Below are 26,325 nucleotides of genomic sequence, written 5' to 3' on the forward strand. Positions count from 1 at the left end.
GCAAGCCCGCTCGCCACAAAAAACCAGTGCCGGGTCACGGCTTTCCTTGGCCGCTTAGAGGTTCAGCGCCTGTCGCTCCTGCCGGGTCAGGCGGATCGCCAGGGCCGTGCGCTGCTCTTTGCTCCAGGTTCCCAACGCAGCATAGTCGCGCAAGTAGTCCGAACCATTGTCGGGATAGCGCTCTTCCAAGGCTTCGGCCTTTTGCTCCACCTCCTGGGCCAACGCCGAAAAATCAGCGGCGTACTTCTGCTTCAGGTAATTGAGCCAATACTCCAGCCCCACCAGCTTTTCCTCGAACGTCGAGGTGCACTCACGTTCCAGCACCGCGGCAAAGGCGCTGTCCAGATCGGCCGTGGTCACTTCCGATAACTCGCTGTACAGCATGCTCAACGGTTGCCGCGGCAGCTCCAGACGCTGGGCAAGACCGATGCGCAAGGCCAGGCGAATCTCTGCTGGGTCAATGTCCTCGCGGCTTTCGATAGTGGCCTGGGCAATCTCTTCCACAGCCTCCAGGCGCAGCATGCTGCGGGCAAATTTCAACAGTGTGGCCCCGTCCTGTCCCTTTTCAGCAAGGGTCAGTGCATCGAACTCCAGGGCACGGGTTTCCAGCTCATTGAACATCAGGATGCGGCCATCCCCACAGGTCACCTCGGGCATCAGCGCCGTGGCCCGGGCAAACAGATCGCGGCGCAGGGACGGTTTTTTATCCATCGCCTCCAGCAGCGCCCACACCCGTTGCGTCAGGTCCGCTGGCGTCTCAAGAAAGTCCTCGGTATTGCGCAATTGCGAGAGCGTGAAGAAAAAGTCGCCACTGCCTTCCTGGGCGAACAGTTGCTGCCACAGCCGGTGCTTTGACGAATACGGCGCGACACCGCCAAACCAGCGAGCTTTCTGCTCCTGGGGCGTTTCGATGTCGGGATGATTGAGGGAGTAATCCGGGGAGTCGAAAGCAGCCAGTTCGTCGCGTTCCTGATAGCTGCGGATCATGGCGTCGAGTTGCTCGGTGGAAAAGCCCAGGCCGCTGCCGGTCTGGGCTAGATAGACCTGTAGGCGCTCACAGGCAGCTTGCTCAAGGCGGTTGCCTGACAAACTGGTCCCCGCCAGCAGTTGCCGATACTGGAGTGCGAGTGCCGCCTCCGGCAGGTTCTCGATCCAGTTGTCTTGCAAGTTCAGGCTGCGTAGGTGTCGCAGTTCCAGGACCGCCATGGGCCAATCGTCCAGCAGGTTGTGCTGCAGATACAGTGTATTCAGCCGGGCCAGGCCGCCCAGTTCCACCTCGGTCAACAGGTTTTCGCTCAAGTCCAGCCACTCCAGTTCGCCCAGCTCCGACAGTGGCGCCGTGGTCTGCAGTTCATTGCTGGCCATATCCAGGTGTCGCAGCCCCCGAAACTCAGCGATGGCATCGGGTATGGCGCGCAAGCCGTTGTGGCTCAGGGTCAATTTACGCACATGGGTAAAGGCCCGCAGAAACCCATTGGAGCCCTGGGCGGTAAGCCGGATTCGGCTCAGGTTCAGTTCGCTGACATGCGCAAAATAGTCAGGCAACGTGGGCAGATCCCCCAACGAGAGCTGGGAAAAGTCCAGCAATTGCACGCCATCCAGCCCAGGTGCGGGCGGTGTGGCGCGCAGGGTGTGCCGCCAACTCTCCAACAGGCGATCCGCCGCCCGGCGGCGATCCAGGGCACTGACCCAACTGCCGTCCAAATAGCCGTGAACATCCATCCAGTCGTTGAGCAGCGACACCCATTGCGCGTATTGCGCTTCCCATTCATCCAGGCGGGCGTGGACCTGCTGCGCATCCAGGCCATGGCTGTGCAGCTCGTCTATGCGAGCCGCCGCCTGCAGGTCATCCAGGGCTGGGGCCAGCCGTTGCAAGCGGGCGCTTGGCGCTAACTGCACCGCGTCGGCAGCGGACGCCGTGGGCAGCGCCACCAGCAGCTCAGGACGGCGCAAGGCATCTTCGGGAAAATATTCGGGCTTGCCCCCCGTCAGCCCCTGGGCAAGAAGGTCGCGGGGGATACCCAGGGGGGGGTCCAGCCGGGTTGCTGGGTACCTGCGCGCAAAAAGCCGCGCCTCGGCGCGCGTCGCCATGTCGAGGCGGCAACCCCGCAGGTGGGTGTTGAGCAACAAGGGGTCATGCCCGCTCAAGGCCGCCTCGGGGATACCGGTCACGGCGCTGTAACTCAGATCCAGACGTTGCAACGACGTCAGTTCCAGCACCCCTTGCGGCCACTCGTCGAGCGCACTGTGGCTCAGGTCCAGAGTGTGCAGGTCATGCAGGTCACTGACATCCAGGCTGCGGATCGGGTTGTACGATAGGCGCAGCGACACCAGCCCCGTCAGTTGGCTGACCTGGGCCTGTATCGTCGGGCTGACGACCAGCCAGTTATGGGAAAGGTCCAAATGGCGCAGGGATGGGCATTGCGCAAGCACTGACGGCAGTTCGGCCAGATTGTTTCGGGCCAGGCTCAATGTGTCGAGCTGGGCGAATTGGCCGATCCAGCCATCGATGCCTTCCAATGAGACGCCTATATCACTCAGGTCCAGGCTGCGCACATGGCTGAACCCAGGGGCAGGCAACCGTGGCAAATCGACCAGTGTGGCGCCGGACAGATCCAGGTGCGCGCCCATGGCAGGCAACTCGCCGTCGGTCACCAAACGCGGCTGCAGCCCGTGGCGCCAGCAATCGAGGATTTTTTCAGTCGCCACCTGACGCTCGACCTCCACTCTACCGACACTGGACTCGTGATCCGACCATTGCTCCAGCACCTCGAACAACTCGCGGTATTCCTTGCGCAAGGTATTGACCCGATCCAAGCGTTGACGCGCGCTCAGGCCCTGGGCCCTGAACCCGGCGAGGACTTTATCGACAAAGCCCTGGTCGCCATCTTTCAAGCCGGACAAGGCCCCCTCGCAATAGGTTTGCACCAGGCGCTGTTCATCCACCAGGTGGGCCGGGTTGTCATGCAGGTGCTCATACACCCTCATGAAATCCTGGGGTTGGTATTCCGACCAATTCATGTGCAAGCCCCGCCACAGGCGATGGTGCCCGGCAAACATTTCGGGCGGCACGTTACGCAGCGGCGTGCCTGTGAAATCCACAAACTCCAGGTGCTCAAGTGCCAATAGCCCTTGAGGCCAGGCAGACAGCGTGCCGGATACGCTCAAGCGGCGTAATGAGGTCAGGCCACTGAGGTCCAGGGCCGGCAAGCTACCGACCAGGGACAGTTGCTGGAGGCCGGTCATGCGCTCAAGGGGCCGTAGCGCTTGCGGGGTGTAGGTCAGTTCCGGGCCGGTGATCGACACGGCCGTGAGGCCTGAAACGTCCGCCAGGCGCTGGGTAACGGCCTCGAGTTGCTCGGGGCTCACGTACAACTCCAATTGCTGCACACGGGGAAACGGTCGCAGTAGTTGTGTTGGCTCTTCGGCCAGCAAGCGCGCCCCCGACAAGTTCAGGGTCTGCACATGGGAAAAGTCCGCCTCCCACTCAGGCAGCACCTGATCCGCGCGCAGATTCAATGTGGCGTGGGGGGCGCGCTCCCGATCCAGGCCCTGGCGCCAACAGTCAATGACATCGTTCACGGCGGGCAGGCGCGCCGCATCATCCCCTGCCCATTGCTCCAGCGTCGCGCGCAAGGTCGTCAATTCGCGCTGTCGGTTGGCAAACAACAGGGCGATTTTCCGCTCGCTTTCGCCGTCGCGTCGGCGGGCCTCGATGAACCCCAGGACCTCATCGTCCGCCAAGTTCGGATAGACACCCCGAGCCAGGACAATCAAATACTCATCCATGCCCAGCAGCGGGCCGCGACCGGACAACGCATAGCCCAGGCGCCCGCGCTGCAGGCGTAGCGAAGGCCGGGACCTGGGGGCGCGCAGCTTCAGAAGCTGCTCGGCGACGATCTGCCGATGCGCCCTGGCGTAAGTCGCCAACAGCGTCTGCAAGTCCGTGCCCTGCCCCGTCAGCGCCAACGCCTGGCGGGTGTCATCGGGCAGCGCAGCAAGGATCGACGGGAAGAAGTTACGCCCTGGGGCGTCGGCGCTATTGAGCGCGTTGCCTGCGGCATCAAAGGCCTGGAAGTGATCGCCGTGCTTGACCAGGTAGCGGCGCACGGCGGCGTCGGCATCCCCGATGCTGTCCACCAGGGGCCCGCGATGACTGTCCAGGCGCAACTCAAGACGCAGGCACTGGGGCCAACCCGGCAGGCGCTCCAGGCCATGCAAGGCCAAGCGGTCGCTGTCAGGGCTGGCAAGCCGTTGGCGATGCAGCCCACTGATCGCACGGCTCACCCGGCTCTGTTGCACCGCGGTACGGGCCAGGTGATCAAGACGGGCACTGACCCGGGCGTGGTGGTGCAGGTTGGTCAGTTCCTGCGGGCTGGCGCGGTTCAGCACCTCACTGCGGGCGCGGTGGGTCAGCGTGGGAAACCGGCGCGCCAGTAACCCTGTATCGGCGGGGTGCGGCCCCTTGGCGCGCAGCAGGGCGTCAAACAGCGCCTGTTGCCTGTGCAGGGCATGCTCGGCGAGGCGCTCATTGAAGCGCTGCGCCCTGGTCAGCTCGCCTGTATTTGACGCAGTGCCTAACAAAGCGGCCGTTTCCTGCTCGTCCAGGCCCGCCAGCACCGCTTGGGCGAGCCTGCCTTGCAGTAGGTCGGCACGGGTGATTTTCAGGGTGGGCCGAAGGTCGTCGGCTGACGCCGGACTGCCATAACGCACAGAGCGGCCAGTGGGCTTCGGCGCGGTGACGGTGGGGCCGCCCCACTCATCGCTCAGGGGCACGCCATGTAGGTTTCGACGATCAGGCGTGCCGAGCAGGTAACGCGCCTGTGCTTCGCCCAAATCTGACAACGACTGCCGCTCTTCAACGGCAGGAAGATCTACAGCAGCCTGTTCAAACACTTCCACCACCCGCCCCCGTGGCCAGCCGCGCATTTCAAGCGCAAGGGGCACGGCGTAGGTATCGCGGCTGTCCAACCCGTCACCACGGCGCAGCCGGCCAATCAGCGCTTCGACCTCCTGATCGACCTGGAACTGCTCCAGGGTATCGGCCAGCGCCGCAGGTACTGGCAAACCATCCATGTGTACCTTGCGCAACACGTCGTCATCAACGCCGCTGACCTCGCCAATAACCCTCAAGGTCTCATCCGCGAAGCTATCAGTGATGTGCCCCAGGCGCCGCAGCAAGGTCAGGCGGTCCCACGCCAGGGGCGACTCATGACGATGGCGCCAGGCGCCCAGCCCGTTGTGTTCAAGGACCGGCTGATAGGCCATGGGGTCATGGGGATGTTGGATGCGCCATTTTTTCAGCTGCGGGTCAAAGGCCTTCTCGTAGAAGCCGTTATCGATACGCACGTAATGCCGGTTGCCGACCGTGTATTGCCCCAAGGCATTGGGCGTGTTCCCGGCAACAACGCTGTCGGCCTGCTTGTAGGGGCCCAGGTCAGGTTTCCACAGGCGTACCTTGGCGTTGGGCAACTGCACCGGCACCAGGCCCTCGATTACCGGCTCAGGCCTGAGCCGACTCAAAGCGGCACCACCCGCCGCCGTCAGCCCGATCAAGGCCAGGTTTTGCGCCAGATCGATGATATGCGCCTTGGCGGCCTTGCGGTCGCCTTCACTCCAATCCTGCGCGGCCTCGATCACCTCGCTCAACAGTTGCTCGACCATCACCGCCATCATGACCTCCCCCAGCACCGGCACGAACCCCGCAATTGTGCTGAACCCAAACAGCCCCACATTCAGCAGCATCGCCAGTTTGCGTTTACGCACCCTGGCGTCGACATCGGCTGTGGGCACCGCACGACTGGCTGCATCAGCGATGCATTTTTGCCGGTGCTGTTCATACAAATAGCTCCACAGATCGACCTTGTCGCTGCCATGCACCTGGCCTTTTAACGCCAGCGCTATAGGTGCCAGATGAGGCTGCGGGTTCGGGACCTGCGGCGCTACCGGCATGGCCGGCAGATTGTTCACGGTGAATGGCGTCAGTTTGCTGATCAGTTCGTATGTCTGCCCAAGACCAGCAAAGTTAGAACCGATTTTTTCCAGCAAGGTCGCATCGGCAGCATCCTCGGTGAACTCGCTGAAATAGTGAGGGCGATCGGCGTCGTCAACGAACTGACTGAAGAACCGTTGGTAATCCGTCGGGCGGGTCACGCGGGTTGACGCCGAGCCCGGCGTGATCAGGCGCTGTGTGAGGGTTTCCAGCATCTGCGCGAGGGAGGCGTAGCGCTTGAGCGGGGTATAGGGGTCGTGGGGGATGTACAAGATAGGGAAATGGGCGCGGGCCTGATCGAAAGCCAGAAACAACACGCACCCAGTCATGCGCAGCTTCATCAGGCCCAGGTCGCAGATCCATACCGGTTGGCCGCCATTGCGCGGCGAACGCTCGCCATCGATCACCGACAGCAGCATGTTGTAGTCGTCGTGGGTTATGTCCTCGCCCACCAGGGCCAGTTCGGCGGCCGCCCTCATCGCGGTCTTTTGACTGGCAATGAACTGTTGGCGCAGGGTTGTCTCGACTGCGGCATCGCTGGGGTTGAAGAATTTACTGATGTAACTGCGGTACTGGCCGCCGAGGTCCAGGGTCCGGCACATGCTCATGAACTGATGGACTTCAAGGCCTCGCATGCGCAACGGCAACAAGGAATGTTGGGGTGATACACCACGCGTCGGTACTTGCCACTTGAAACCCGATGACGGGTGAAACGCGCCCTGCTCGCACTCGGCTTCCTCAAAGTTATGCAGCGCCGCTTGCAGCAGTTCCAGTTTCAGAAAGTCATAGGCCAGCGTGTCCACGTTGAAGTGAGTCACTTGCAGTGATTTGCGCAGGCTCAGCCAGGTTTCGATCCGCGGGGCCAGCGTCACGCCGAACTGATCTTTGAGGGCGTTGACCAGCAGTGGCCGGGCAAAGGTCTCTATGTCCTGCAGGGCTGACATCGTCTTGTCCAGGGCAGTCTGCGCGGTGAAGCTGGCGACAATGCAGTCGCGCACTCGCTGGCGTTGCTCGGGGGGCGCGCGCCGGTAGGCTGGCGGCACAGGCGCATCGCTGCGCTTGAGTGCCTCGCGGCGTGGGGAGGTGGCGTCGATCAGCCATTGCGGCGTACGTGTCTTCAACAACCGCCCGTGGATGCTGGGGGTTGGGGGCAATACAGGAGAGTCGGTCATGGTGCGGCTCCAGGAAAAGCCACAGCACACCACGCTCACTGGAAATCGCGGCGGTAACTACGTCTGCACATTCCCGGGGGGTTGGCTATTCTCTGTGGAGTCGCCCACGTACCCACCCCAGCAGGAGGACCTATGGATGCCCCCGACAACAAACCGCCGACCTTCTGGCAGATGCTGCATAGCGTGATGGCCGCCGCGTTCGGCGTACAGAGCGGGAAAAACCGCGCCCGGGACTTTACCCATGGCAAGCCCAGTCATTTTGTGGTGCTGGGGATTGTGTTTACCGTGCTGTTTGCCCTGACCCTGTTTGCCATCGTCAAGCTGGTGGTGCATCTGGCCGGGGTCTAGGGGTTCAGTGCAGCACGCTCTGCATGCTGAAGGGATACTGATAGGTCGCAGCCTTGCCCTGGGCCGACAGCGCGCGAAAGTCCACGCCCTCGCCCTCGCGGCCCGCCCTGTCGAGCAAGCGTTGAGCCTGTGGCTCGGCGATCACCTGAAACAGCTTCACCTGGCGCTCGCGCCCGCCATGGCGCTGGATATCCACGCCCCGTGCATCATCATGCAGCAGCACCATCGCCCAGCCACCGACCGTGAAATGCCCGGCGACCAGGGCGCTGAGCTGCCCGTCGAGACGCGCTCGCAGGACGTCGGGCGAGCTGTTGACCGCGCTGAACAATACGTCCTTGCCGGGCGTGCGCCCACTGGCCTTGAGCGCCTGCATTGCGCCCAGGGCCATTTCATCATTGGCCGACCAGACGAGCGCGGTGCGCGGGTAGCGCTTGAACATTTGGATGGCCTGTTCAAACGCGCGCTCCCGCTTCCACTCGCCGTAGACCAGTTGGCGCAGATGCACTTGGGGGTGTTCGCGCAGGGCACGCTGCAGGCCCTGTTCACGCAGTTGCGCGGTGGGGGTGTTCTTGGCGCCGGAAAACGCCAGCACGTCGAGGGTCGTGCCCGCCGGGACCGGACCGTATTGGCGCAATAACTCCGTGAACATCAGGTAGCCGCCCTCCTCGTCATTGGCGACCATGCTGCCCAGCAGGTTGGGGTATTTGCCCGCGTCCAGCAGTTGCGCCTGGTCCGGCGTCAGCGCGTTGTTGACGATCAATAACTTGACCGTGCTGCCCTGGGCCATGCGCAGGATCTGCGGGGCAATGTATTGCTCGTTGACCAGCACCAGGTAATCCGGGCGCTGCGGCCCCTGCAATGCTTCGCGGGCCTGCTGCAGGGTATTTTGCGGATCACGCTCTGAATAGCGCACACGCAAATCCAGACCGAGGTCCTTGGCCGCAGCCTGCATGAATTGCGCGTAACTGACCCAGAAGGCTTCAGTGGACATTCCCGGGTTGAGAAACACCACTGACGTGGCATGGGCCATCGCCCCGAACGTCATTCCCACCCACCACACGCACCCGCAGAGAACCTTCAACATTACAGCCCAAGCCCCGGAAATTGACCGATCATGATAATGGCAACGAGCCTTTTGATCTTGGCTATTTACCGGCAGATCGGACAGCTTCGCAGGGATCAGCGCCGGTTATTGATGGCTGACCCAGAATACGGCGGTTGAAACCACCAGGATAATCAGAAACAGAATCGCCCAGGCGTCCACGGTACTGTCGGTTTTACGGGCTTTGATTGGATTGCTCATCGCATCGCCTCTTGTCGGTTTTATAGGTGATTGCACTAAGACTCGACCACAGTAAAGTCGATGATTGCCCTTATGACAAATGGGGGTATCGCGATAAACGTTCTCATTAGTCGATTTGGTTCTTTGCATATACTAAAACATCACTTTTGCGCATAAACGCAAGCTGGTATCGTGCGCCGGCTCCGTTGGGAGTGCGCGGCCGTGCGCGCAGATTTGCCGAGAACAGGACCTATATGTACGTATACGACGAATACGATCAGCGCATCATCGAGGACCGCGTCAAGCAGTTCCGTGATCAGACCCGACGCTATCTGGCAGGTGAACTGAGCGAAGAAGAGTTCCGCCCTCTGCGCCTGCAAAATGGCCTTTATGTTCAGCGCTTTGCGCCGATGCTGCGGGTGGCCGTGCCTTACGGCCAGTTGACCTCGCGCCAGACGCGCATGATGGCCAAGATTGCCCGCGACTTCGACAAGGGCTACGCCCACATCAGTACCCGCCAGAACGTACAGTTCAACTGGCCGGCCCTGGAAGACGTGCCAGACATCCTGGCTGAATTGGCCACCGTGCAGATGCACGCCATTCAGACCAGCGGTAACTGCTTGCGCAACGTGACCACCGACCAGTTCGCCGGCGTTGCCGCCGATGAAGTGATCGACCCGCGTCCGTGGTGCGAGATTGTTCGTCAGTGGACTACGTTCCACCCAGAATTTGCCTATCTGCCGCGCAAGTTCAAGATCGCCATCAACGGCTCGACTTCCGACCGCGCCGCGATCGAAGTCCACGATATCGGCCTGGAGCCGGTGTACAACGCCGCCGGCGAACTGGGCTTCCGCGTCCTGGTGGGTGGCGGCCTCGGTCGGACCCCGGTAGTTGGCGCGTTCATCAATGAATTCCTGCCCTGGCAAGACCTGTTGAGCTACCTCGACGCCATCCTGCGTGTGTACAACCGCTATGGCCGTCGTGACAACAAGTACAAGGCGCGCATCAAGATCCTGGTCAAGGCCCTCACTCCAGAGGTATTTGCCCAGAAGGTCGACGCCGAGATGGAACACCTGCGCGGCGGCCAGACCACCCTGACCGAAGCCGAAGTGCATCGCGTGGCCAAGCACTTCGTCGACCCGGACTACAAGGCCCTGGGCAACCAGGACGCCGAGTTGACCGCACTCGACCAGCAGCACCCCGGCTTTGCCCGCTGGCGGACCCGCAACACCCTGGCGCACAAGCAGCCGGGCTATGTGGCGGTGACCTTGTCACTCAAGCCCACCGGCGTGGCGCCTGGCGATATCACCGACAAGCAACTGGACGCCGTCGCCGACCTGGCCGACCGCTACAGCTTTGGCCAACTGCGCACCTCCCACGAGCAGAACATCATCCTTGCGGACGTTGAGCAGAGCCAACTGTTCACCCTGTGGGGCGAGCTGCGCGAAGGCGGTTTCGCTACGCCGAACATCGGCCTGTTGACCGATATCATCTGCTGCCCGGGCGGCGACTTCTGCTCCCTGGCCAACGCCAAGTCAATTCCCATTGCCGAGTCGATCCAACGCCGTTTCGACGACCTGGACTACCTGTTCGACATCGGCGAGCTGGACTTGAACATCTCTGGCTGCATGAACGCCTGTGGTCACCACCACGTTGGCCATATCGGCATCCTGGGGGTGGACAAGAAAGGCGAAGAATTCTACCAAGTGTCCCTGGGTGGCAGCGCCAGCCGTGATGCGAGCCTGGGCAAGATCCTCGGCCCATCCTTCGCCCAGGAAGCCATGCCCGAGGTGATCGGCAAGCTGATCGACGTCTACGTCGAACAGCGCACCGAAGATGAGCGCTTCATCGACACCTACCAGCGCATCGGCATTGACCTGTTCAAGGAGCGCGTCTATGCAGCGAATCATTAAGAACAACGAAGTCGTCGACGAAACCTGGCACCTGCTGCCCAAGGACGCGACGTTCGATGGCATCTCCAACTGCGACGACCTGATCGTACCGTTGGCCCTGTGGCGTGAGCATGGTCACGCCCTCAAGGCCCGCGATGGCGGCCTGGGTGTGTGGCTGGACGCCGATGAAGAAGCCGAAGAAATCGGTGATGACGTGCAGCACTTCCAAGTCATCGCCCTGAACTTCCCGGCCTTCACCGACGGGCGCAACTACTCCAACGCGCGCCTGCTGCGTGACCGCTATGGTTATAAAGGCGAACTGCGGGCGATTGGCGATGTGCTGCGCGACCAGCTGTTCTACCTGCACCGCTGCGGTTTCGATGCCTACGCCTTGCGCGCCGACAAAGACCCGTACGAAGCGCTGGAAAGCCTCAAGGACTTCTCGGTGACGTACCAGGCCGCAACCGACGAACCGCTGCCGCTGTTCCGTCGTCGCTAAGCCCTGACGGGAAACAAAAAAACCGAAACCTGGCATCGCAAGTTTCGGTTTTTTTATGGGCTCCGAGAGGCGCCGTTGTGTGCGTCAGCCCTTGTGCTGTGCGACCCAATGGCCATAGGCATCGATAAACGCCTGCAGGAACGGTTTGGTTTTCTCCGACAGTTTGCCCGACTCATCGAACGCACTGCCCGCGCCTCCGAGGTAGGCTTCCGGCTGCTGCATGCAAGGCACATTCAGAAACACCAGGGACTGGCGCAAATGATGATTGGCGCCGAAGCCTCCAATGGCTCCCGGCGAAACACTGATGACCGCCCCCGGCTTTCCGTTCCAGGCGCTCTGGCCGTAGGGGCGCGAGCCGACATCAATGGCATTTTTCAGGGCTGCCGGCACCGAACGGTTGTATTCAGGGGTGACAAACAGCACTCCATCGGCCGCCGCCACCTGCTGGCGGAACGTGGTGTAGGCCGCAGGTGGCGTTGCACCATCAAGGTCTTCGTTATAGAGCGCCAATTCGCCGATTTCGACGATGTTGAGCTTGAGGTTGGCCGGCGCCAACTGTGCCAATGCCAAGGCGACCTTGCGGTTGATCGACTCTTTTCTCAAGCTGCCGACCAGTACGGCAATCGTATAGACCTTGCTCATGGGGCTTTCCCGACATCTGACTAAAGGAACCTGTAGTTATAGAGCCTTCGCCGGCCTATCACCAGCAGGTTTTGCTCAATCGGCAGCGGTTTGGCCCCATCGTTGGCCCGTAGGAAAAATAAGCGGAACATCAACGAATAGTATTTTTTTGATGTAGGTAAACTACCCGCCTTAATGACGGTCTACAGAACCGCAAATCGGTGTTTTTCTCCAGAGGTTCTAAGCAGATGGCAGCAGTACTTGTCGGACAATTCCATGCTCGTGACGCGGAAGGTCGCGTTTATTCCGTGCATGAATTCCAGGAGTCCACCTCGTCAGGCGACGGTTCAGAACCGGTAATTTCCTACAAGCTGGCGATTGGCGACCGGGTCAACAAGGTCGATGAGAACACCTTCGTTTTGGTTCAGTCGCAGGTATCCCTGACCCGCGAGCCTGAAAACATGCCTGTTTGACAAGGCTGTGCCTCCAGGCAGAAGTCATATGAGCGGACTTGGGTTAGGATTCACCCGGTGAATCCCTTACCTGCTGAACATGGACTTCATGCATGCGTTTACGTCATATCGAAGTGATTCAAGCCATTTTGCAGACCGGACACCTCGGCACGGCCGCCGAATGGTTGCAACTGGCTGTGTCCGATGTGGACGCTACCCTGAGGGACGCTGAACAACAGTTGGGCTTCATGCTGTTTGCCAGCGTCCGCGGGCGGTTGCAGGCCACCCGTGAAACCCTGGCCATGCAGGCGCAGATCGCCCACCTCTACGAAGCACTGGAACCCATACAGCGCCTGGCCAGCAGCCTCAAGCACCACCATGCCCCGCCGCTGCGCACGCTCTGTACCCCGCCTTTGGCCAACCAGCTATTGCCGCAAAGCATCGCGTTGTTGCGCCGCCGCTTCCAGGACACGCCCTGCAACCTGTCCAGCCAACCGACACGCGACATCGTCAGGAGCCTGCTGCTGCACGAGGCGGACCTGGGGCTGAGCCTGCATGACCCTGAACACCCGCAAATCACCAGCACCCTATTGGGCCAGGGCAAGCTGCAGTTGCTGGCGCCCCATGGCTGGCTCAAGCCACGGCAAAAATACATCGCCCTGCAAGAACTGGCCGGCCAGGCAATGATCGGCCTGGAGGGGCAAGACCCGTTGAGTCAGTTGCTGGACAGCAAGCTGCAAGCGCTGCGGCCGTTGCCGGTGATCCAGACACGGGTGCAGACCTACCAGATGATGCGCAGCATGGTCGAAGCTGGCGAAGGGTTGGCAGTGGTCGACCCCTTCACCGCCAGTGGCGCACGGGAAGCCGGGCTGGATACTTGCCCATTGTCACCACCGATCCTGGTGAGTTTGTACGGGTTGACGGTCAAGGACAGCATCCCGAGCCCTGCGCTGAATGCGTTGCTGGAGATTGTCACGCAGAAGGCACAGGCCCTGCTGTCCCCGATCAATTAGGTGTGGAGTTGTGGAGCCAGTTGTGGCGAGGGGGCTTGTCCCCCGCTGGGCTGCAAAGCAGCCCCAAATTCTGGCTATGCGGCCTGCCTGATAAACCGCGGCGGTCTTATTGGGGCTGCTGCGCAGCCCAGCGGGGGACAAGCCCCCTCTCCACAAAAAGCGCCATAAAAGACCCATAGCCACCACCTGCGCCTGGTCAGTGGAACAGCCGATACCAGAAAATCGCCACCTCACGGGTCTGCGGATCAATCCCGCGATAGCGCAGGTGGTCGATGCCGCCCATCACATAGCCGCTGCGTTCGTACAGCCGGCACGCCCCCAGATTATTGTTCTGCGTCTCCAGCATCATCCCCGGCAGGTTTTTCTTGCGGCTCCAGAATTGCGCAACATCAAGCAAAGCCTTGGCCACGCCATGCCGACGGGCCGGGAGCACCACCGCCAGTTCATCGACATGGGCAAAGCCGTTCCAATTGGTGCTGACAACAATATGCCCAACCGGCCGATCATCCAGGTACGCCATGAATACCGCACTGTCGGTGGCATTGCGGTAACTGGCGAACTCCTCGGGATCGATGCCGTAGCATTTGCGGTACGGCAATATCTGCTCCACCGCCCACTGGTCAACAGGCTTGCCCAACTCCGGCGTGCCATACGTGCACACCTCGAAGCTGAAATCATTGCCCCACACGTAGGCGTCAAATCCCTCGTCGGCGACTCGCACACTGAGCCCCGGGTACTTCGGATTCATTACAGCTTGCATAACCATCCTTAACACTTGATGCAATCGACGGTGTAACAACGACCGTTGCCGTCGTCTTCGTGTTGTAAGCCATGCACATCGGCGACAAACCCAGGGAAACTGCTATCAAACTCCCGGGCGAAGGCCAGGTAGTCGATGATCGAGCGCGTCGATTCGGTAAAGCGCTCCCCCGGCATAATCAGCGGAATGCCGGGCGGATAAGGCACCAGCATCACGGCAGCGATACGCCCTGGCAAGGCGTCGATGGACACCGCCTCGACTTCGCCGCGCACCAACTGGTCATAGGCATCGGCCGGTTTCATGGCAATCTCCGGCAGCACCGTGTACATGCGTTTGAGGTGTTTGGCCGTGGCGTTGCTGCGATAGCAGCCGTGCAACTGGTCGCACAAGTCCTGCAAACCCATGCCCTGGTAGCGCGCCGGGCCTTGCTGGAACACCGACGGCAGGCAACTGGCCAGGCTGGTATTGGCGTCGTAACTGCGCTTGAACTCCAACAATTCGGTGAGCAGGGTACTCCACTTGCCTTTGGTAATGCCCATGGAGAACAGCACCAGGAACGAATACAGCCCGGTTTTTTCCACCACCAGGCCACGTTCCCAGAGGAATTTGCTGACCACCGCCGCCGGAATTCCGCAATCGCTCAACGCGCCACCCGCGGTCAGGCCGGGCATGACCAGGGTGACCTTGATCGGGTCGAGCAATACATAGTCCTCGGCAATATCGCCGAAACCATGCCAGTCGGCCTCGGGCTGCAGCAACCAGTCAGCCGTCGCCACCCGGTCGATACCTGCCACCGAAGGCGGTTGCCAGATGGAAAACCACCAATCGTCGGCGGCGATATGCTGGCGCAGATTGGCCAGGGCGCGGCGAAAGCTCAAGGCCTCATCGAACATTTCCTGAAGCAACGAACGCCCAGCGGGCCCTTCCATCATGGCCGACGCCACGTCCAGCGAGGCGATGATGCTGTACTGCGGCGAGGTGGAGATGTGCATCATGAACGCCTCATTGAAGCGATCACGATCCAGCTGCCGAGCGCCGCCGTCCTGGACATGGATCATCGAGGCCTGGCTGAACGCGGCCAGCAGCTTGTGGGTCGAGTGCGTGGTGAATACCAGCGGGCTGTCGGGCGTACGCGAGGTCCCCATGCCATAGCGCCCGGCGAAAAACTCGTGGAAGGCCGCGTAGGCGTACCAGGCCTCGTCGAAGTGCAGCACTTCGACACTGTTGCCCAATTGCTGCTTGATCAGTTCGGCGTTGTAACACAACCCGTCATAGGTCGAGTTGGTCACCACGGCCAACTTGACCTTGGGTTCGCGGCCACGGGTCAACGGGCTGGCCTCGATCTTGGCGCGAATCGATTCGCGGCTGAACTCAGTCAGTGGGATGGGGCCGATGATCCCCAGTTCATTGCGCTCCGGGCACAAGTACAGTGGGATCGCCCCAGTCATGATGATCGAGTGCAATACCGACTTGTGGCAGTTGCGGTCCACCAGCACTAGGTCATCGCGCCCGACCATAGAGTGCCAGACGATCTTGTTGGCCGTGGAGGTGCCGTTGATCACAAAAAAGGTATGGTCGGCGCCAAAGTTACGCGCCGCGCGGGCTTCGGCTTCAGCCAAGGGGCCGGTGTGATCCAGCAGCGAACCCAGCTCCGGCACTGACACCGACAAGTCCGAGCGCAGGGTGTTTTCCCCGAAAAACTGATGAAACGCCTGCCCCACCGGGCTTTTACGATAGGCAACGCCGCCGCCGTGACCGGGGGTATGCCAGGAATAATTGGAGTCGGCAGTGTGTTGCACCAGGGCCTTGAAGAAAGGCGGCAACAGGCCATCGAGATAGGTACGCGCCGCGCGGGCCACCTGCCTGGCAAGGAACGGTACGGTGTCTTCGAACAGGTAAAGAATGCCGCGCAGTTGGTTGAGCTCGCTCATGGCATCGGCCGGGGCGTTTTCCAGGGTGACTTGCTCGCCCAGGGCAAAGATCGGCAGGTTGGGTGCACGCAGGCGCGCCAGGCGGATCAGTTCCACCATGTTCTGCAGCAAATGGGTATTTTCCCCGGCGCCTTCGGCGGCGATCAGCATGCACGCCAGGCCATGGTGGGTCGAGGCCACCAAGCGGCCCTCGGCGTAATCCATGGCGGAAAAGATGCTGAAACCCTCTTGCTCCAACTCCCGGGCGATCCCCCGGACCCGATCACCGGCGACGGTGTCGGCCTTGATGTCGCGATGCACGATCAGGATGGGGAACTTCAGGTCTTTGTACATGAGGGCTTGGCGTCCTGAGGGCGATGTACTCAGGGTAGAAGCTGGGAGCGAATGTGGCGAATGAAGATAATAAGTAATGTAGGAATGGGCGTGTGTGGGCTTGCCCGCGATGGCGGTGGGTCAGTAACGAATGCGCTGACTGTCACACCGCAATCGCGGGCAAGCCCCACAGTTTTGACCGCGATTATTGCTGGGTCAGTTGGGTCCACAACGCCGGCGCACCCGCCGATTTGGCGATCGCCTCCAGGCGTGCCGCGTGCTCGGCCATGTCCTGCTCGCTGGCGCGGATGATGGCGGTGGGCTTACGGTCAGCCGGCAGGCGGCGGATTTCCGAAGGCCGGTTGCCCGAGCCTTCTGCCGAGCCGTTGCCATCGGAGGCGTTGCCGGCCAGGGACAGGCTGGTCTGCCCACCGGTCATGGTCAGGTAGACGTCCGCCAGAATCTCGGAGTCGAGCAAGGCGCCGTGAAGTTCACGGCCTGAGTTGTCGACGCCATAGCGCTTGCACAAGGCGTCGAGGCTGTTGCGCTGGCCCGGATGGCGCTCGCGGGCCATCATCAGGGTATCGAGGATCGAGCAGTGACGGGTGATGTCCGCCCGATCCGTCTGGCCCATCAGGGCGAATTCGTTGTTGATGAAGCCAACGTCGAACGCCGCGTTGTGGATGATCAACTGCGCGCCGTTGATGAACTCGAAAAACTCATCGGCAACTTCCGCAAAGCGCGGCTTGCCGACCAGGAATTCGTTGGTGATGCCGTGGACGCCAATGGCGCCTTCGTCACTTTCCCGGTCCGGTTGCAGGTACACGTGGAAATGGCGACCCGTGAGGCGACGGCCCATCAGTTCGACACAGCCGATTTCAATGATCCGGTGGCCATCGGTCACCGGCATGCCGGTGGTTTCGGTATCGAGTACAACAGATCGGATGGCCATCAGGGTTCAGCTCTCAACGGTGTGTGTATTTCAAGGTGCGGGATATTAACACGCTCTATACCCGACGCGTCCCATAGCGGAGCGCCATGCCCCGCCGCCCAACAGTTTTTAACAAGGTTTAGCAAAGCTTGCGCAGTTTGCCATCACGCCCTTTGGTAGCCTGCGCCGCTCTTTACTATGCGTAAAAACTACCCATGTCCACACCAAACTACCTGCTCGCCCTGTGCCTGATCAGTGCCGCCAATGCCCAGGCCACCAGCTTTGTGATGACCACGGATGCCCTGGTCAGCCTGTCGATGAGTGCCACCAAGGGCACCAGCAGCAGTTTCAAGGATGACAAAATCGTATTGGCGGCAAAGGACGATGCGGCGGCTTACGTCGCAAGCGGGGGTGAAATACGCGGTGCGCGGCTGGAGTCTGCATTGCTGCATATCCGCCGCACTTTGCCGGCGTTGCGCGAGACAGACGAGCAACTCGCCTGCGCAATGCTGGCGCTGTAACTTCCAGCCCCGGCGAGGCGATGGGGAGCTTCAGCTCTGTTTGTACCCGCGAACTTCATCCACGCCACGATTGGCCAACTGGTCTGCGCGCTCGTTGCCGGGGTGGCCGATGTGCCCGCGCACCCATTTCCAGGTGATGTTGTGGCGGTTGCACTGCTCATCCAGCAACTGCCACAGGTCAGCGTTCTTCACCGGCTCCTTGGCGGCGGTTTTCCAGCCGCGCTTTTTCCAGTTGACCATCCACTCGTTGATGCCCTTCATGACGTATTGCGAGTCCGTCACCAGTAATACATCGCAACGGCGCTTGAGCTCTTCGAGGCCGCGAATCGCGCCCATCAGCTCCATGCGGTTATTGGTGGTGTTGGCTTCGCCGCCCCACAACTCCTTCTCCACCCCCTTGCACACCAGCAAGGCGCCCCAGCCCCCGGGACCAGGGTTGCCCTTGCAGGCGCCGTCGGTAAAGAGTTCTACGCTATCGGTCATACGCTATCCATCAAAGCGGGTTACCGGCAATCGACCGGCAGTTCCCGAGGTCGAACATGGCGACCTGAATTCCAAAAAATGATTTATGGCTCGCTGGAGCGACGGTTGACCTTGGCCAGGGGCATCGGCACCAGTTTACCCATGGGCTCGCGCCTCACCTGGCTCACCGGCCGCAGCCCGACCACGATCTTGCGGGCTACCAACAGGTAGAAACCGCCACCGGACAACTGCCATGCACCGGCCCGGCGCTCGCAGCCAGCCAGGCGGCCCTGCCATTTGGGCGAGGCAAGCGGCGGACGATAGCACCCGAAGCGGCGTTTCTCCAGCGCGAAGCCCAGCAGGTTCAACCAGTCGCTGACCCGCGAGGGCGAGATGCAGCGGGCCTGACGCAGCGCATCATGGGCAAAGACGTGCCGCAGGCCCCACGAACTCCAGGGGTTGATGCCAACGATCAATAAATGCCCGCCTGGGCGCACGGCGCTGGCCGCTTCACGCAACAAACCATGGGGCGACAGGCAGAAATCCAGGCCATGCTGCATCACCACCACATCGGCGGCATGCTCGCTCAAAGGCCATGCCTGCTCTTCACAGACAATCTCGACCCCCGGCAACGGCGCACCCAGGCGCACATTGCGCTGCACCTGGGGTGCGGGCGGTGGGGTCTGGGCCGAAGGGCCGTAGTGCACCAAGTAACCGCCAAAGAAGCGTTCCAGCTCTTCTTCGAGCATAAGCCGCTCTTGTTCCAGCAGAAATTGCCCGATCGGCCCGGACAGCCACTCACGGGCTGCGCTGATCAAGGCCAGCCACTCAGGATCGGCCTGGGCGAACGCTTTATCAGTCATTGCATTCTCCAACTCGCCAAGACGTTCTAAGATGCACCAATGTGTTCAGCTTGGCGAATAGAAGAATGATACAGATCAGTGCCCTGCCCGCCTTCACCGATAACTACATCTGGTTGTTACAAGATCATCGCAGCCATCGCTGCGCGGTGGTTGACCCCGGTGATGCCGCGCCCGTACTGGCGTGGCTTGCGCAGCACCCCGGCTGGACCCTCAGCGACATCCTGGTGACCCATCATCACCCAGACCACGTCGGCGGTGTGGAGCAACTCAAGCAGGCCTCGGGCGCCACGGTCTATGGCCCGGCCAACGAAAAGATCCCGGCCCGTGACGTCGCGCTCCACGATAACGACCGTATCGAGGTACTGGGCTGGAACCTCCAGGTGTTGGCCGTGCCCGGACATACCCTGGGACATATAGCTTTTTATCATCATGGCTTGCTGTTCTGCGGCGACACCCTGTTCGCCGCCGGTTGCGGGCGTTTGTTCGAGGGCACGCCAGAGCAGATGTACCACTCCCTGGAACGCCTGGCCGCCCTGCCCGCCGACACGCTGGTCTACTGCACCCACGAATACACACAAAGCAACCTGCGCTTTGCCCAGGCAGTGGAGCCAGATAACGCCGATATAGCCGAACGAGTGGCAAAGGTCAGCGAGCTGCGGGCAGGCGGCAAGATGACATTACCTTCGACCTTGGCCCTGGAAAAGTTGACTAACCCTTTTCTGCGCACCGCTGAAACATCCGTTAAACAAAAAGCGGACGAGCGGAATGGCCGCGACAACCGCTCTGGGAGCGAGGTGTTTGCTAGCTTGCGCGCTTGGAAAGATACGTTCTAAGCAGAGAGGTTCTGGTACGAAATTTCTGAATGGTTGACCGGAACCAAAGCGCTTTCTAGAATCGCCCGACATTTTTGCCCGGAACTAACTTCCAGCCAATGTCGTCATCTATTCGTAAATCCAACCATTCAGACGCATTGACCCGCCTGGCTCAAGCCATTGCGGTGGCCGTATCCGCAACTCTGGCGGGCTGCCAAACCAATAATTTCGCTGCACAATCCACCGTGCAACCCAAACCCGTATTTGCTGCCAAGATCAAGCAAAAACCCCTTTGGCTCTCAGAGAAGCCAAGCCCGCAAGTACCCCAGGATGTCTGGGAACGCATGCGCCAGGGGTTCCAACTGCAGGACGGTGTCGGCGTCAACCCGCGTATCGAGCAACAGCGCCTGTGGTTCGCCAGCAACCCATCGTTCCTGGAGAACGCCGGCGAACGCGGCAGTCTCTATATTCATTACATCGTAGAACGCCTTGAAGAACGCAACATGCCCCTGGAGCTGGCGCTGCTGCCAGTGATTGAAAGTGCCTACAACCCAATGGCCTATTCACGCAGCGATGCGGTCGGCCTGTGGCAGTTCATTCCCTCCACCGGGCGCTACTTCAACCTGCGCCAGACCCGCGCCTACGATGGCCGCCGCGACATCACCGCCTCCACCACTGCTGCCCTGGACTATCTGACACGTCTGCATGACATGTTCAACGGCGACTGGTTGCTGGCCCTGGCAGCCTACAACGCGGGCGAAGGCACGGTCAGCCGGGCCATCGAGCGCAACGAGAAGCTTGGCCTGCCCACCGACTACTGGAACCTGCCGCTGCCCCAGGAAACCAAGGACTACGTGCCTAAGTTCCTGGCGCTGTCCCAGGTGGTGCTGGCCCCCGAGGCCTACGGCGTCAACCTGAACCCGATTGCCAACACGCCGTACTTCGAAATGGTTGAAGTCAAGCAAAGCATGGACCTGTCCCGGGTCGCCGCGCTGGCCGAGATCGACGAAGACGAACTGTTCCAGCTCAACCCGGCCTTCAAGCAACGCACCACCCTGGACGGCCCCCAGCATTTGCTGGTGCCCACTTCCAAGGCGCAATTGCTGGCCAGCAGCCTGTCCTCGATGAACCCCGAGGAACTGTTGAGCCTGCGCCCGAAAAAACCGGTGTTTGACGAAGTCGAGCACAAGGCCGTGGCCGGGCGTTCGCGCAGCTACAAGGTCAAGAGCGGCGACAACCTGACGCTGATTGCCAAGGCCAACAAGGTCGATGTGCATGACCTGCAGCGCTGGAACAAGCTCAATGGCCAGGCCTTGAAAGTCGGCCAGACCCTGGTGATGCAGGACACCCGCAAAGTCGTGGCCAAGGCTGGCGGCAAGAAGCCGGTGCAGTACAAGGTCAAGAAAGGTGACTCGCTTTACATGGTTGCCAAGCGCTTCAACGTTGAGATGCAACATCTCAAGCGCTGGAACCCACGCACTGGCCAGGCGCTGAAGCCGGGGCAGATGCTGGTGGTTTCCGGGCCACGCTGACCCCTTGTGGGAGCGGGCTTGCTCGCGAAAGCGGTGCATCAGGTGATACATTTTTCGCCTGACGCACCGCTTTCGCGAGCAAGCCCGCTCCCACATTGATTTTCGTCATTTTCAACAGTCTTTTTCCAAGTGGAACAAGCTGTTACTGTACCGATCATAAAGCCCAAGCCGCCCGGATCGGATCTCTGACTTGAAGCGTTCCCTCCTTCTACTAATAAGTCTGGCCTTGAGCTTTTCCGCGAACGCGACCATTACCGAGAACCACGGTTATGCGCAGTTCGGTACGCTCAAGTACCCGGCCAAATTCACCCACTTCGATTGGGTAAACCCCGCAGCGCCCAAGGGCGGTACCTTGCGGGTCATGGCGTTTGGCACGTTTGACACCCTCAACCCTTACACCTTCAAGGGCTCAAGCCCGGTTTCCACCGCCAATTTCCTGCAATACGGCGTCAATGAGCTCAACGAGCCGTTGATGGTCGGCACCGGCCAATACGCCCCTTCCGGCGACGAGCCCACGTCCAGCTATGGCCTGATTGCGCAATCGGTGGAGTACAGCGAAGACCGCAGCTGGGTGGTGTTCAACCTGCGCCCGCAAGCGCGGTTTCATGACGGCAAGCCCATCACCGCCGACGATGTGGCGTTTTCCTACCGCACATTGCTGACCGAAGGCCATCCGCAGTACCGCACCAACCTGCAGGAAGTGGCCCGGGTAGATGTACTCAACCCACACCGCATTCGTTTTGTATTCAAGCGCGCCGGCAACCCGCTGTTGATCCTGCGCCTGGGCGAACTGCCGGTGCTGCCCCAGCACTACTGGAAGCACCGTGACTTCAAGGCCACCACCTTCGAGCCGCCGCTGGGCAGCGGGCCCTATCGGATCAGCCAGGTCCAGCCAGGCCGGCAATTGGTGTTCGAGCGGGTCAAGGACTATTGGGGCAAGGACCTGCCGGTCAATCGCGGGTTCTACAACTACGACAAGGTCGAGGTGGAGTTCTACCGTGACAGCGACGTGGCCTTCGAAGCGTTCAAAGCCGGCGAGTTTGATATCTACATCGAACACCAAGCCAAGAACTGGGCCAATGGCTACAACTTCCCGGCGGTCAACCGTGGCGAGGTGATCAAGGCACAGATTGCCCACCAGATCCCGACCCAAAGCCAGGGCCTGTTCATGAACAGCCGCCGCGCCACCTTCAGCCAGGCCAAGGTGCGCGAGGCACTGGGGCTGATGTTCGACTTCGAGTGGACCAACCGCACGCTGTTCAGCGGCGCCTATAAACGTACCTTGAGCTATTACCCCAACAGCGAATTCTCCGCCAGCGGCCTGCCGGTGGGCCATGAATGGCTGATGCTCTCGCCTTACCGCGAACAATTACCGGCCAATCTGTTTACCCAGGCGTTCAGCCTGCCGCAGACCGACGGCCGCGGTATCCCCCGCGAAACCATGCGCCGCGCCCTCGGCCTGCTGGCCGAAGGGGGTTGGAAACTGTCCGGCCAGCGCCTGCTCAATAGCGACGGGCAGCCGCTGCGTTTCGAAATCCTGCTGGTCAATCCGAACCTGGAGCGGATCCTGCAGCCCTATGTGGAGAACCTGCGCTACATCGGCATCGATGCGCGCTTGCGCACCGTGGATCGCGCGCAGTACAAGCAGCGCCTCGACCAGTTCGACTTCGACATGATCCTGATGACGCTCAACCAGACCCTCAGCCCCGGCCTTGAGCAGTGGCAGTACTTCCACTCCAGCCAGGCCGGGATCAAGGGCAGCAAGAATTACGCGGGCATCGCCAACCCGGTGGTCGACCACCTGCTGGAGCAGTTGCTCGCCGCGCAGACCCGCGACCAACAAATCGCCGCCGGCCGGGCCCTGGATCGGGTCCTGCTGTGGCAGCACTACAGTATTCCCAATTGGTATCTCAACTATCATCGCCTGGCGTACCGTAACCGGTTCGCCTTCGTGACCACGCCGCCCTACAGCCTGGGCCTGAGCGCGTGGTGGCTGAAAGCATCGGAGAAACCCCAATGATGGCTTTGCGTACTGCGATTATCAGTGGCCTGTTGTTGTGCACCCAGGCTGTCGCCGCTCCCCAACATGCCTTGACCTTGTATGACGAACCGCCCAAGTACCCGGCCAATTTCAAGCACGTCGACTACGTCAATCCCGACGCGCCCAAAGGTGGCACCTTCCGCGAGTCGGCCATGGGCAGCTTCGACAGCCTCAATCCGTTTATCAGCAAGGGCGTGCCGGCGGATAACATCTCCCTGGTCTTCGACACGCTGGCCCAGCAAGGCCTGGACGAACCCATCACCGAGTACGGCCTGATCGCCGGCAAAATCGAAAAAGCCCCGGATAACAGCTGGGTACGCTTTTACCTGCGGCCCGAAGCGCGCTTCCACGATGGCCATCCGGTGCATGCCGAGGATGTGGTGTTCACCTTTGACACCCTGATCAAGCAAGGCAGCCCCATCTACCGTACCTACTACGCCGATGTCGCCGAAGTGGTGGCCGAAGACCCGCTGCGGGTGCTGTTCAAGTTCAAACACACCAGCAACCGCGAACTGCCACTGATCCTCGGCCAATTGCCCGTGTTGCCCAAGCATTGGTGGGCCGGCCGCGATTTTGCCAAGAGCAGCCTGGAGATCCCCCTGGGCAGCGGCCCGTACAAGGTGGCCGAGGTCAAACCGGGGCGTTCGATCCGCTACGAGCGGGTCAAGGATTACTGGGCCAAGGACCTGCCGATCAACAAGGGCCTGTACAACTTCGATTACCGCATCAGCGATTACTACCGGGACAGCACGGTGGCCCTGGAAGCACTCAAGGCCGGGCAATTCGACTATTGGCAGGAAACCACGGCGAAGAACTGGGCCAATGCCTACAACGTCCCGGCCGTCGCCGAGGGGCGACTGATCAAGGAAGAACTGCCCAACGGCAACCCCACCGGGATGCAGGGCTTTGTGTTCAATATCCGCAAACCGATGTTCCAGGACGTGCGGGTACGCAAGGCCATCAGCCTGTTGCTGGACTTTGAATGGAGCAACAAGCAACTGTTCAACGGTGCCTACACCCGCACCCGCAGTTATTTCGAAAACTCGGACATGGCCGCCACCGGCCTGCCCGGCCCCGCCGAACTGGCGATTCTCGAACCGCTGCGCGGCCGCATTCCGCCCCAAGCGTTCACCGAAGCCTTCGCCCCGCCGAAAACCGATGCCAGCGGCATGATCCGCAGCCAGCAGCGCGAAGCCTACCAACTGCTGCAGGAGGCCGGCTGGCGCATCGTCGACGACAAGATGGTCGACACCAATGGCAAACCGGCGAGCATCGAATTCATGCTGTTCCAGACCGACTTCGAGCGCATCCTCCTGCCCTTCAAGCGCAACCTGGCGGACCTGGGTATTGAACTGGTGATCCGCCGGGTCGACGTTTCACAGTACGTCAACCGCGTACGCTCGCGGGATTTCGACATGATGGTCGGCAGTTTCCCGCAGTCCTCGTCACCCGGTAACGAGCAGCGTGAATTCTGGCAATCGAGCAGTGCCGACAACCCCGGCAGCCGCAATTACATCGGCCTCAAGGACCCGGCCATCGACGAACTGGTGGAACAGTTGATCAACGCCGACTCACGCAACAGCCTGGTGGCCCACGCCAAGGCCCTGGACCGGGTCTTGCAGTTTGGCTACTACGTGATCCCCAACTGGCATATCAAGACCTACCGCGTGGCCTACTGGAATCACCTTGGTCACCCCGAAGTCCCGCCGCGCTATGACGTGGGTATCAATACCTGGTGGATCAAACCCAACACGCCACCGGCAATGACACCGCCCACAGACACCAGCGCCGACCCGGCGAGCGGAGGCGACTGACATGCTGGCTTATATTTTTCGCAGGTTGCTGCTGATCATCCCGACGCTGTTCGGCATTTTGCTGATCAACTTTGTCATCATCCAGGCCGCGCCCGGCGGCCCGGTGGAGCAAATGATCGCCAAGCTCGAAGGCTTTGAAGGCGCCACCAGCCGTATCGCCGGTGGCGGCGCCGAAGTTTCGGTGGCAGGTTCCAGCTACCGCGGGGCCCAGGGCCTGGACCCGACGCTGATCAAGGAAATCGAGAAAATGTACGGCTTCGACAAGTCGGCGCCGGAACGCTTGTGGATCATGGTCAAGAACTACGCCCAGCTGGATTTTGGCGACAGCTTCTTTCGCGATGCCAAGGTCATTGACCTGATCAAGGAGAAGATGCCGGTGTCCATCTCCCTCGGGTTATGGAGCACCCTGATCATGTACCTGGTCTCGATCCCCCTGGGGATCGCCAAGGCCACCCGGCATGGCAGCCACTTTGACGTGTGGACCAGTTCGGCAATCATCGTCGGTTATGCAATCCCGGCGTTCCTGTTTGCCATCCTGTTGATCGTGGTGTTTGCCGGCGGCAGTTATTTCGACTGGTTCCCCTTGCGCGGGCTGACGTCCAACAACTTTGACGAACTGAGCTGGGGCGGCAAGGTCCTCGACTACTTCTGGCACCTGGCGCTGCCGGTCACGGCCCTGGTGATCGGTAACTTCGCCACCATGACATTGCTGACCAAAAACAGTTTTCTCGACGAGATCAACAAGCAGTACGTGATCACCGCCAAGGCCAAGGGCCTGACCAATCACCGCGTGCTCTACGGCCACGTATTCCGCAACGCCATGTTGCTGGTGATCGCAGGCTTCCCTTCGGCGTTTATCGGGATCTTCTTTACCGGCTCGTTGCTGGTGGAAGTGATCTTCTCCCTCGACGGCCTGGGGCTGATGAGCTTCGAGGCGGCGATCAACCGCGATTACCCGGTGGTGTTCGGCACCCTGTTTATCTTCACCCTGCTGGGCCTGGTGGTGAAACTGATTGGTGATTTGACCTACACCCTGGTCGACCCACGCATCGACTTCGAAAGCCGGGAGCATTGA

Annotated in this window: 19 protein-coding genes; 11 read left to right on the forward strand and 8 right to left on the reverse strand. The window is 60.9% G+C overall.

What is annotated here, in order from left to right:
• Window positions 1-54: 54 nt before the first annotated feature.
• Window positions 55-7,164, reverse strand: a complete 7,110-nt coding sequence (locus tag GDV60_RS14245; protein WP_159907781.1) for an NEL-type E3 ubiquitin ligase domain-containing protein — start codon at window positions 7,162-7,164, stop codon at window positions 55-57.
• Between the two features lie 132 nt (window positions 7,165-7,296).
• Between GDV60_RS14245 and GDV60_RS14250 the strand changes: the two genes are divergently transcribed.
• On the forward strand, window positions 7,297-7,512 hold the full coding sequence (locus tag GDV60_RS14250) for a DUF2970 domain-containing protein (RefSeq protein WP_029291403.1): 216 nt from the start codon (window positions 7,297-7,299) through the stop codon (window positions 7,510-7,512).
• Window positions 7,513-7,516: 4 nt separating this feature from the next.
• Here the strand turns inward: GDV60_RS14250 and GDV60_RS14255 are convergent, their stop codons facing one another.
• The gene (locus GDV60_RS14255) at window positions 7,517-8,596 is read right to left on the reverse strand and encodes an ABC transporter substrate-binding protein (RefSeq protein ID WP_159907784.1); all 1,080 of its coding nucleotides are present in this window, start codon (window positions 8,594-8,596) and stop codon (window positions 7,517-7,519) included.
• Between the two features lie 452 nt (window positions 8,597-9,048).
• On the opposite strand from GDV60_RS14255, the gene GDV60_RS14260 reads away from it, so the two are divergent.
• On the forward strand, window positions 9,049-10,707 hold the full coding sequence (locus GDV60_RS14260; RefSeq protein ID WP_029291399.1) for a nitrite/sulfite reductase: 1,659 nt from the start codon (window positions 9,049-9,051) through the stop codon (window positions 10,705-10,707).
• On the forward strand, window positions 10,691-11,185 hold the full coding sequence (locus GDV60_RS14265; RefSeq protein WP_029291397.1) for a DUF934 domain-containing protein: 495 nt from the start codon (window positions 10,691-10,693) through the stop codon (window positions 11,183-11,185). The genes GDV60_RS14260 and GDV60_RS14265 overlap by 17 nt, the downstream gene beginning before the upstream one ends.
• 84 nt (window positions 11,186-11,269) lie before the next feature.
• Here GDV60_RS14265 and GDV60_RS14270 read toward each other — a convergent pair whose 3' ends face one another.
• On the reverse strand, window positions 11,270-11,827 hold the full coding sequence (locus tag GDV60_RS14270) for an NADPH-dependent FMN reductase (protein ID WP_104912449.1): 558 nt from the start codon (window positions 11,825-11,827) through the stop codon (window positions 11,270-11,272).
• A gap of 227 nt (window positions 11,828-12,054) precedes the next feature.
• Here GDV60_RS14270 and GDV60_RS14275 point away from each other — a divergent pair, with 227 nt between their 5' ends.
• Both GDV60_RS14275 and GDV60_RS14280 read left to right on the forward strand, forming a co-directional pair.
• On the forward strand, window positions 12,055-12,279 hold the full coding sequence (locus tag GDV60_RS14275; protein WP_029291392.1) for a hypothetical protein: 225 nt from the start codon (window positions 12,055-12,057) through the stop codon (window positions 12,277-12,279).
• Window positions 12,280-12,371: 92 nt separating this feature from the next.
• On the forward strand, window positions 12,372-13,271 hold the full coding sequence (locus GDV60_RS14280; protein WP_159907786.1) for a LysR substrate-binding domain-containing protein: 900 nt from the start codon (window positions 12,372-12,374) through the stop codon (window positions 13,269-13,271).
• A 196-nt stretch (window positions 13,272-13,467) separates the two neighbouring features.
• Here the strand turns inward: GDV60_RS14280 and GDV60_RS14285 are convergent, their stop codons facing one another.
• The 3 genes from GDV60_RS14285 to dnaQ form a co-directional block, all read right to left on the reverse strand.
• A complete protein-coding gene (locus GDV60_RS14285) occupies window positions 13,468-14,031 on the reverse strand; it encodes a GNAT family N-acetyltransferase (protein WP_071609994.1) in 564 nt (187 codons plus the stop codon).
• 8 nt (window positions 14,032-14,039) lie between these two features.
• A complete protein-coding gene (locus GDV60_RS14290) occupies window positions 14,040-16,295 on the reverse strand; it encodes an Orn/Lys/Arg decarboxylase N-terminal domain-containing protein (RefSeq protein WP_159907789.1) in 2,256 nt (751 codons plus the stop codon).
• 184 nt (window positions 16,296-16,479) lie between these two features.
• Window positions 16,480-17,220, reverse strand: a complete 741-nt coding sequence (dnaQ, locus tag GDV60_RS14295; protein WP_166647897.1) for a DNA polymerase III subunit epsilon — start codon at window positions 17,218-17,220, stop codon at window positions 16,480-16,482.
• Window positions 17,221-17,420: 200 nt separating this feature from the next.
• On the opposite strand from dnaQ, the gene GDV60_RS14300 reads away from it, so the two are divergent.
• Window positions 17,421-17,726 carry a DUF2388 domain-containing protein gene (locus GDV60_RS14300; protein ID WP_070994263.1) on the forward strand — a complete coding sequence of 102 codons (306 nt, stop codon included), beginning with the start codon at window positions 17,421-17,423 and terminating at the stop codon, window positions 17,724-17,726.
• 30 nt (window positions 17,727-17,756) lie between these two features.
• Here the strand turns inward: GDV60_RS14300 and rnhA are convergent, their stop codons facing one another.
• A complete protein-coding gene (gene rnhA, locus GDV60_RS14305) occupies window positions 17,757-18,209 on the reverse strand; it encodes a ribonuclease HI (protein WP_029291380.1) in 453 nt (150 codons plus the stop codon).
• Between the two features lie 83 nt (window positions 18,210-18,292).
• Window positions 18,293-19,051, reverse strand: coding sequence for a class I SAM-dependent methyltransferase (locus GDV60_RS14310; protein WP_159907792.1), 759 nt, complete (start codon window positions 19,049-19,051; stop codon window positions 18,293-18,295).
• A 65-nt stretch (window positions 19,052-19,116) separates the two neighbouring features.
• Here GDV60_RS14310 and gloB point away from each other — a divergent pair, with 65 nt between their 5' ends.
• The 5 genes from gloB (at window position 19,117) to GDV60_RS14335 (ending at window position 26,325) form a co-directional block, all read left to right on the forward strand.
• On the forward strand, window positions 19,117-19,884 hold the full coding sequence (gloB, locus tag GDV60_RS14315; RefSeq protein ID WP_029291376.1) for a hydroxyacylglutathione hydrolase: 768 nt from the start codon (window positions 19,117-19,119) through the stop codon (window positions 19,882-19,884).
• A 98-nt stretch (window positions 19,885-19,982) separates the two neighbouring features.
• On the forward strand, window positions 19,983-21,395 hold the full coding sequence (locus tag GDV60_RS14320) for a lytic transglycosylase domain-containing protein (protein WP_029291374.1): 1,413 nt from the start codon (window positions 19,983-19,985) through the stop codon (window positions 21,393-21,395).
• A 190-nt stretch (window positions 21,396-21,585) separates the two neighbouring features.
• Window positions 21,586-23,415, forward strand: a complete 1,830-nt coding sequence (locus GDV60_RS14325) for an extracellular solute-binding protein (RefSeq protein ID WP_029291373.1) — start codon at window positions 21,586-21,588, stop codon at window positions 23,413-23,415.
• Window positions 23,412-25,250, forward strand: coding sequence for an extracellular solute-binding protein (locus GDV60_RS14330; protein WP_092236988.1), 1,839 nt, complete (start codon window positions 23,412-23,414; stop codon window positions 25,248-25,250). Before GDV60_RS14325 ends, GDV60_RS14330 begins: the two co-directional genes overlap by 4 nt.
• A gap of 1 nt (window position 25,251) precedes the next feature.
• On the forward strand, window positions 25,252-26,325 hold the full coding sequence (locus tag GDV60_RS14335) for a microcin C ABC transporter permease YejB (protein WP_029291370.1): 1,074 nt from the start codon (window positions 25,252-25,254) through the stop codon (window positions 26,323-26,325).

It is taken from the genome of Pseudomonas sp. DTU12.1, from assembly GCF_009873475.1.
GTDB classification, from domain to species: domain Bacteria; phylum Pseudomonadota; class Gammaproteobacteria; order Pseudomonadales; family Pseudomonadaceae; genus Aquipseudomonas; species Aquipseudomonas proteolytica.

Coding starts and splice junctions, on each gene's coding strand:
- GDV60_RS14290 (WP_159907789.1), bottom strand. CDS start 16,295: ATGTACAAAGACCTGAAGTTCCCCATCCTGATCGTGCATCGCGACATC.
- rnhA (WP_029291380.1), bottom strand. CDS start 18,209: ATGACCGATAGCGTAGAACTCTTTACCGACGGCGCCTGCAAGGGCAAC.
- GDV60_RS14285 (WP_071609994.1), bottom strand. CDS start 14,031: ATGCAAGCTGTAATGAATCCGAAGTACCCGGGGCTCAGTGTGCGAGTC.
- GDV60_RS14335 (WP_029291370.1), top strand. CDS start 25,252: ATGCTGGCTTATATTTTTCGCAGGTTGCTGCTGATCATCCCGACGCTG.
- GDV60_RS14270 (WP_104912449.1), bottom strand. CDS start 11,827: ATGAGCAAGGTCTATACGATTGCCGTACTGGTCGGCAGCTTGAGAAAA.
- gloB (WP_029291376.1), top strand. CDS start 19,117: ATGATACAGATCAGTGCCCTGCCCGCCTTCACCGATAACTACATCTGG.
- GDV60_RS14245 (WP_159907781.1), bottom strand. CDS start 7,164: ATGACCGACTCTCCTGTATTGCCCCCAACCCCCAGCATCCACGGGCGG.
- GDV60_RS14310 (WP_159907792.1), bottom strand. CDS start 19,051: ATGACTGATAAAGCGTTCGCCCAGGCCGATCCTGAGTGGCTGGCCTTG.
- GDV60_RS14265 (WP_029291397.1), top strand. CDS start 10,691: ATGCAGCGAATCATTAAGAACAACGAAGTCGTCGACGAAACCTGGCAC.
- GDV60_RS14275 (WP_029291392.1), top strand. CDS start 12,055: ATGGCAGCAGTACTTGTCGGACAATTCCATGCTCGTGACGCGGAAGGT.
- GDV60_RS14320 (WP_029291374.1), top strand. CDS start 19,983: ATGTCGTCATCTATTCGTAAATCCAACCATTCAGACGCATTGACCCGC.
- GDV60_RS14280 (WP_159907786.1), top strand. CDS start 12,372: ATGCGTTTACGTCATATCGAAGTGATTCAAGCCATTTTGCAGACCGGA.
- GDV60_RS14255 (WP_159907784.1), bottom strand. CDS start 8,596: ATGTTGAAGGTTCTCTGCGGGTGCGTGTGGTGGGTGGGAATGACGTTC.
- GDV60_RS14300 (WP_070994263.1), top strand. CDS start 17,421: ATGTCCACACCAAACTACCTGCTCGCCCTGTGCCTGATCAGTGCCGCC.
- GDV60_RS14260 (WP_029291399.1), top strand. CDS start 9,049: ATGTACGTATACGACGAATACGATCAGCGCATCATCGAGGACCGCGTC.
- GDV60_RS14250 (WP_029291403.1), top strand. CDS start 7,297: ATGGATGCCCCCGACAACAAACCGCCGACCTTCTGGCAGATGCTGCAT.
- GDV60_RS14330 (WP_092236988.1), top strand. CDS start 23,412: ATGATGGCTTTGCGTACTGCGATTATCAGTGGCCTGTTGTTGTGCACC.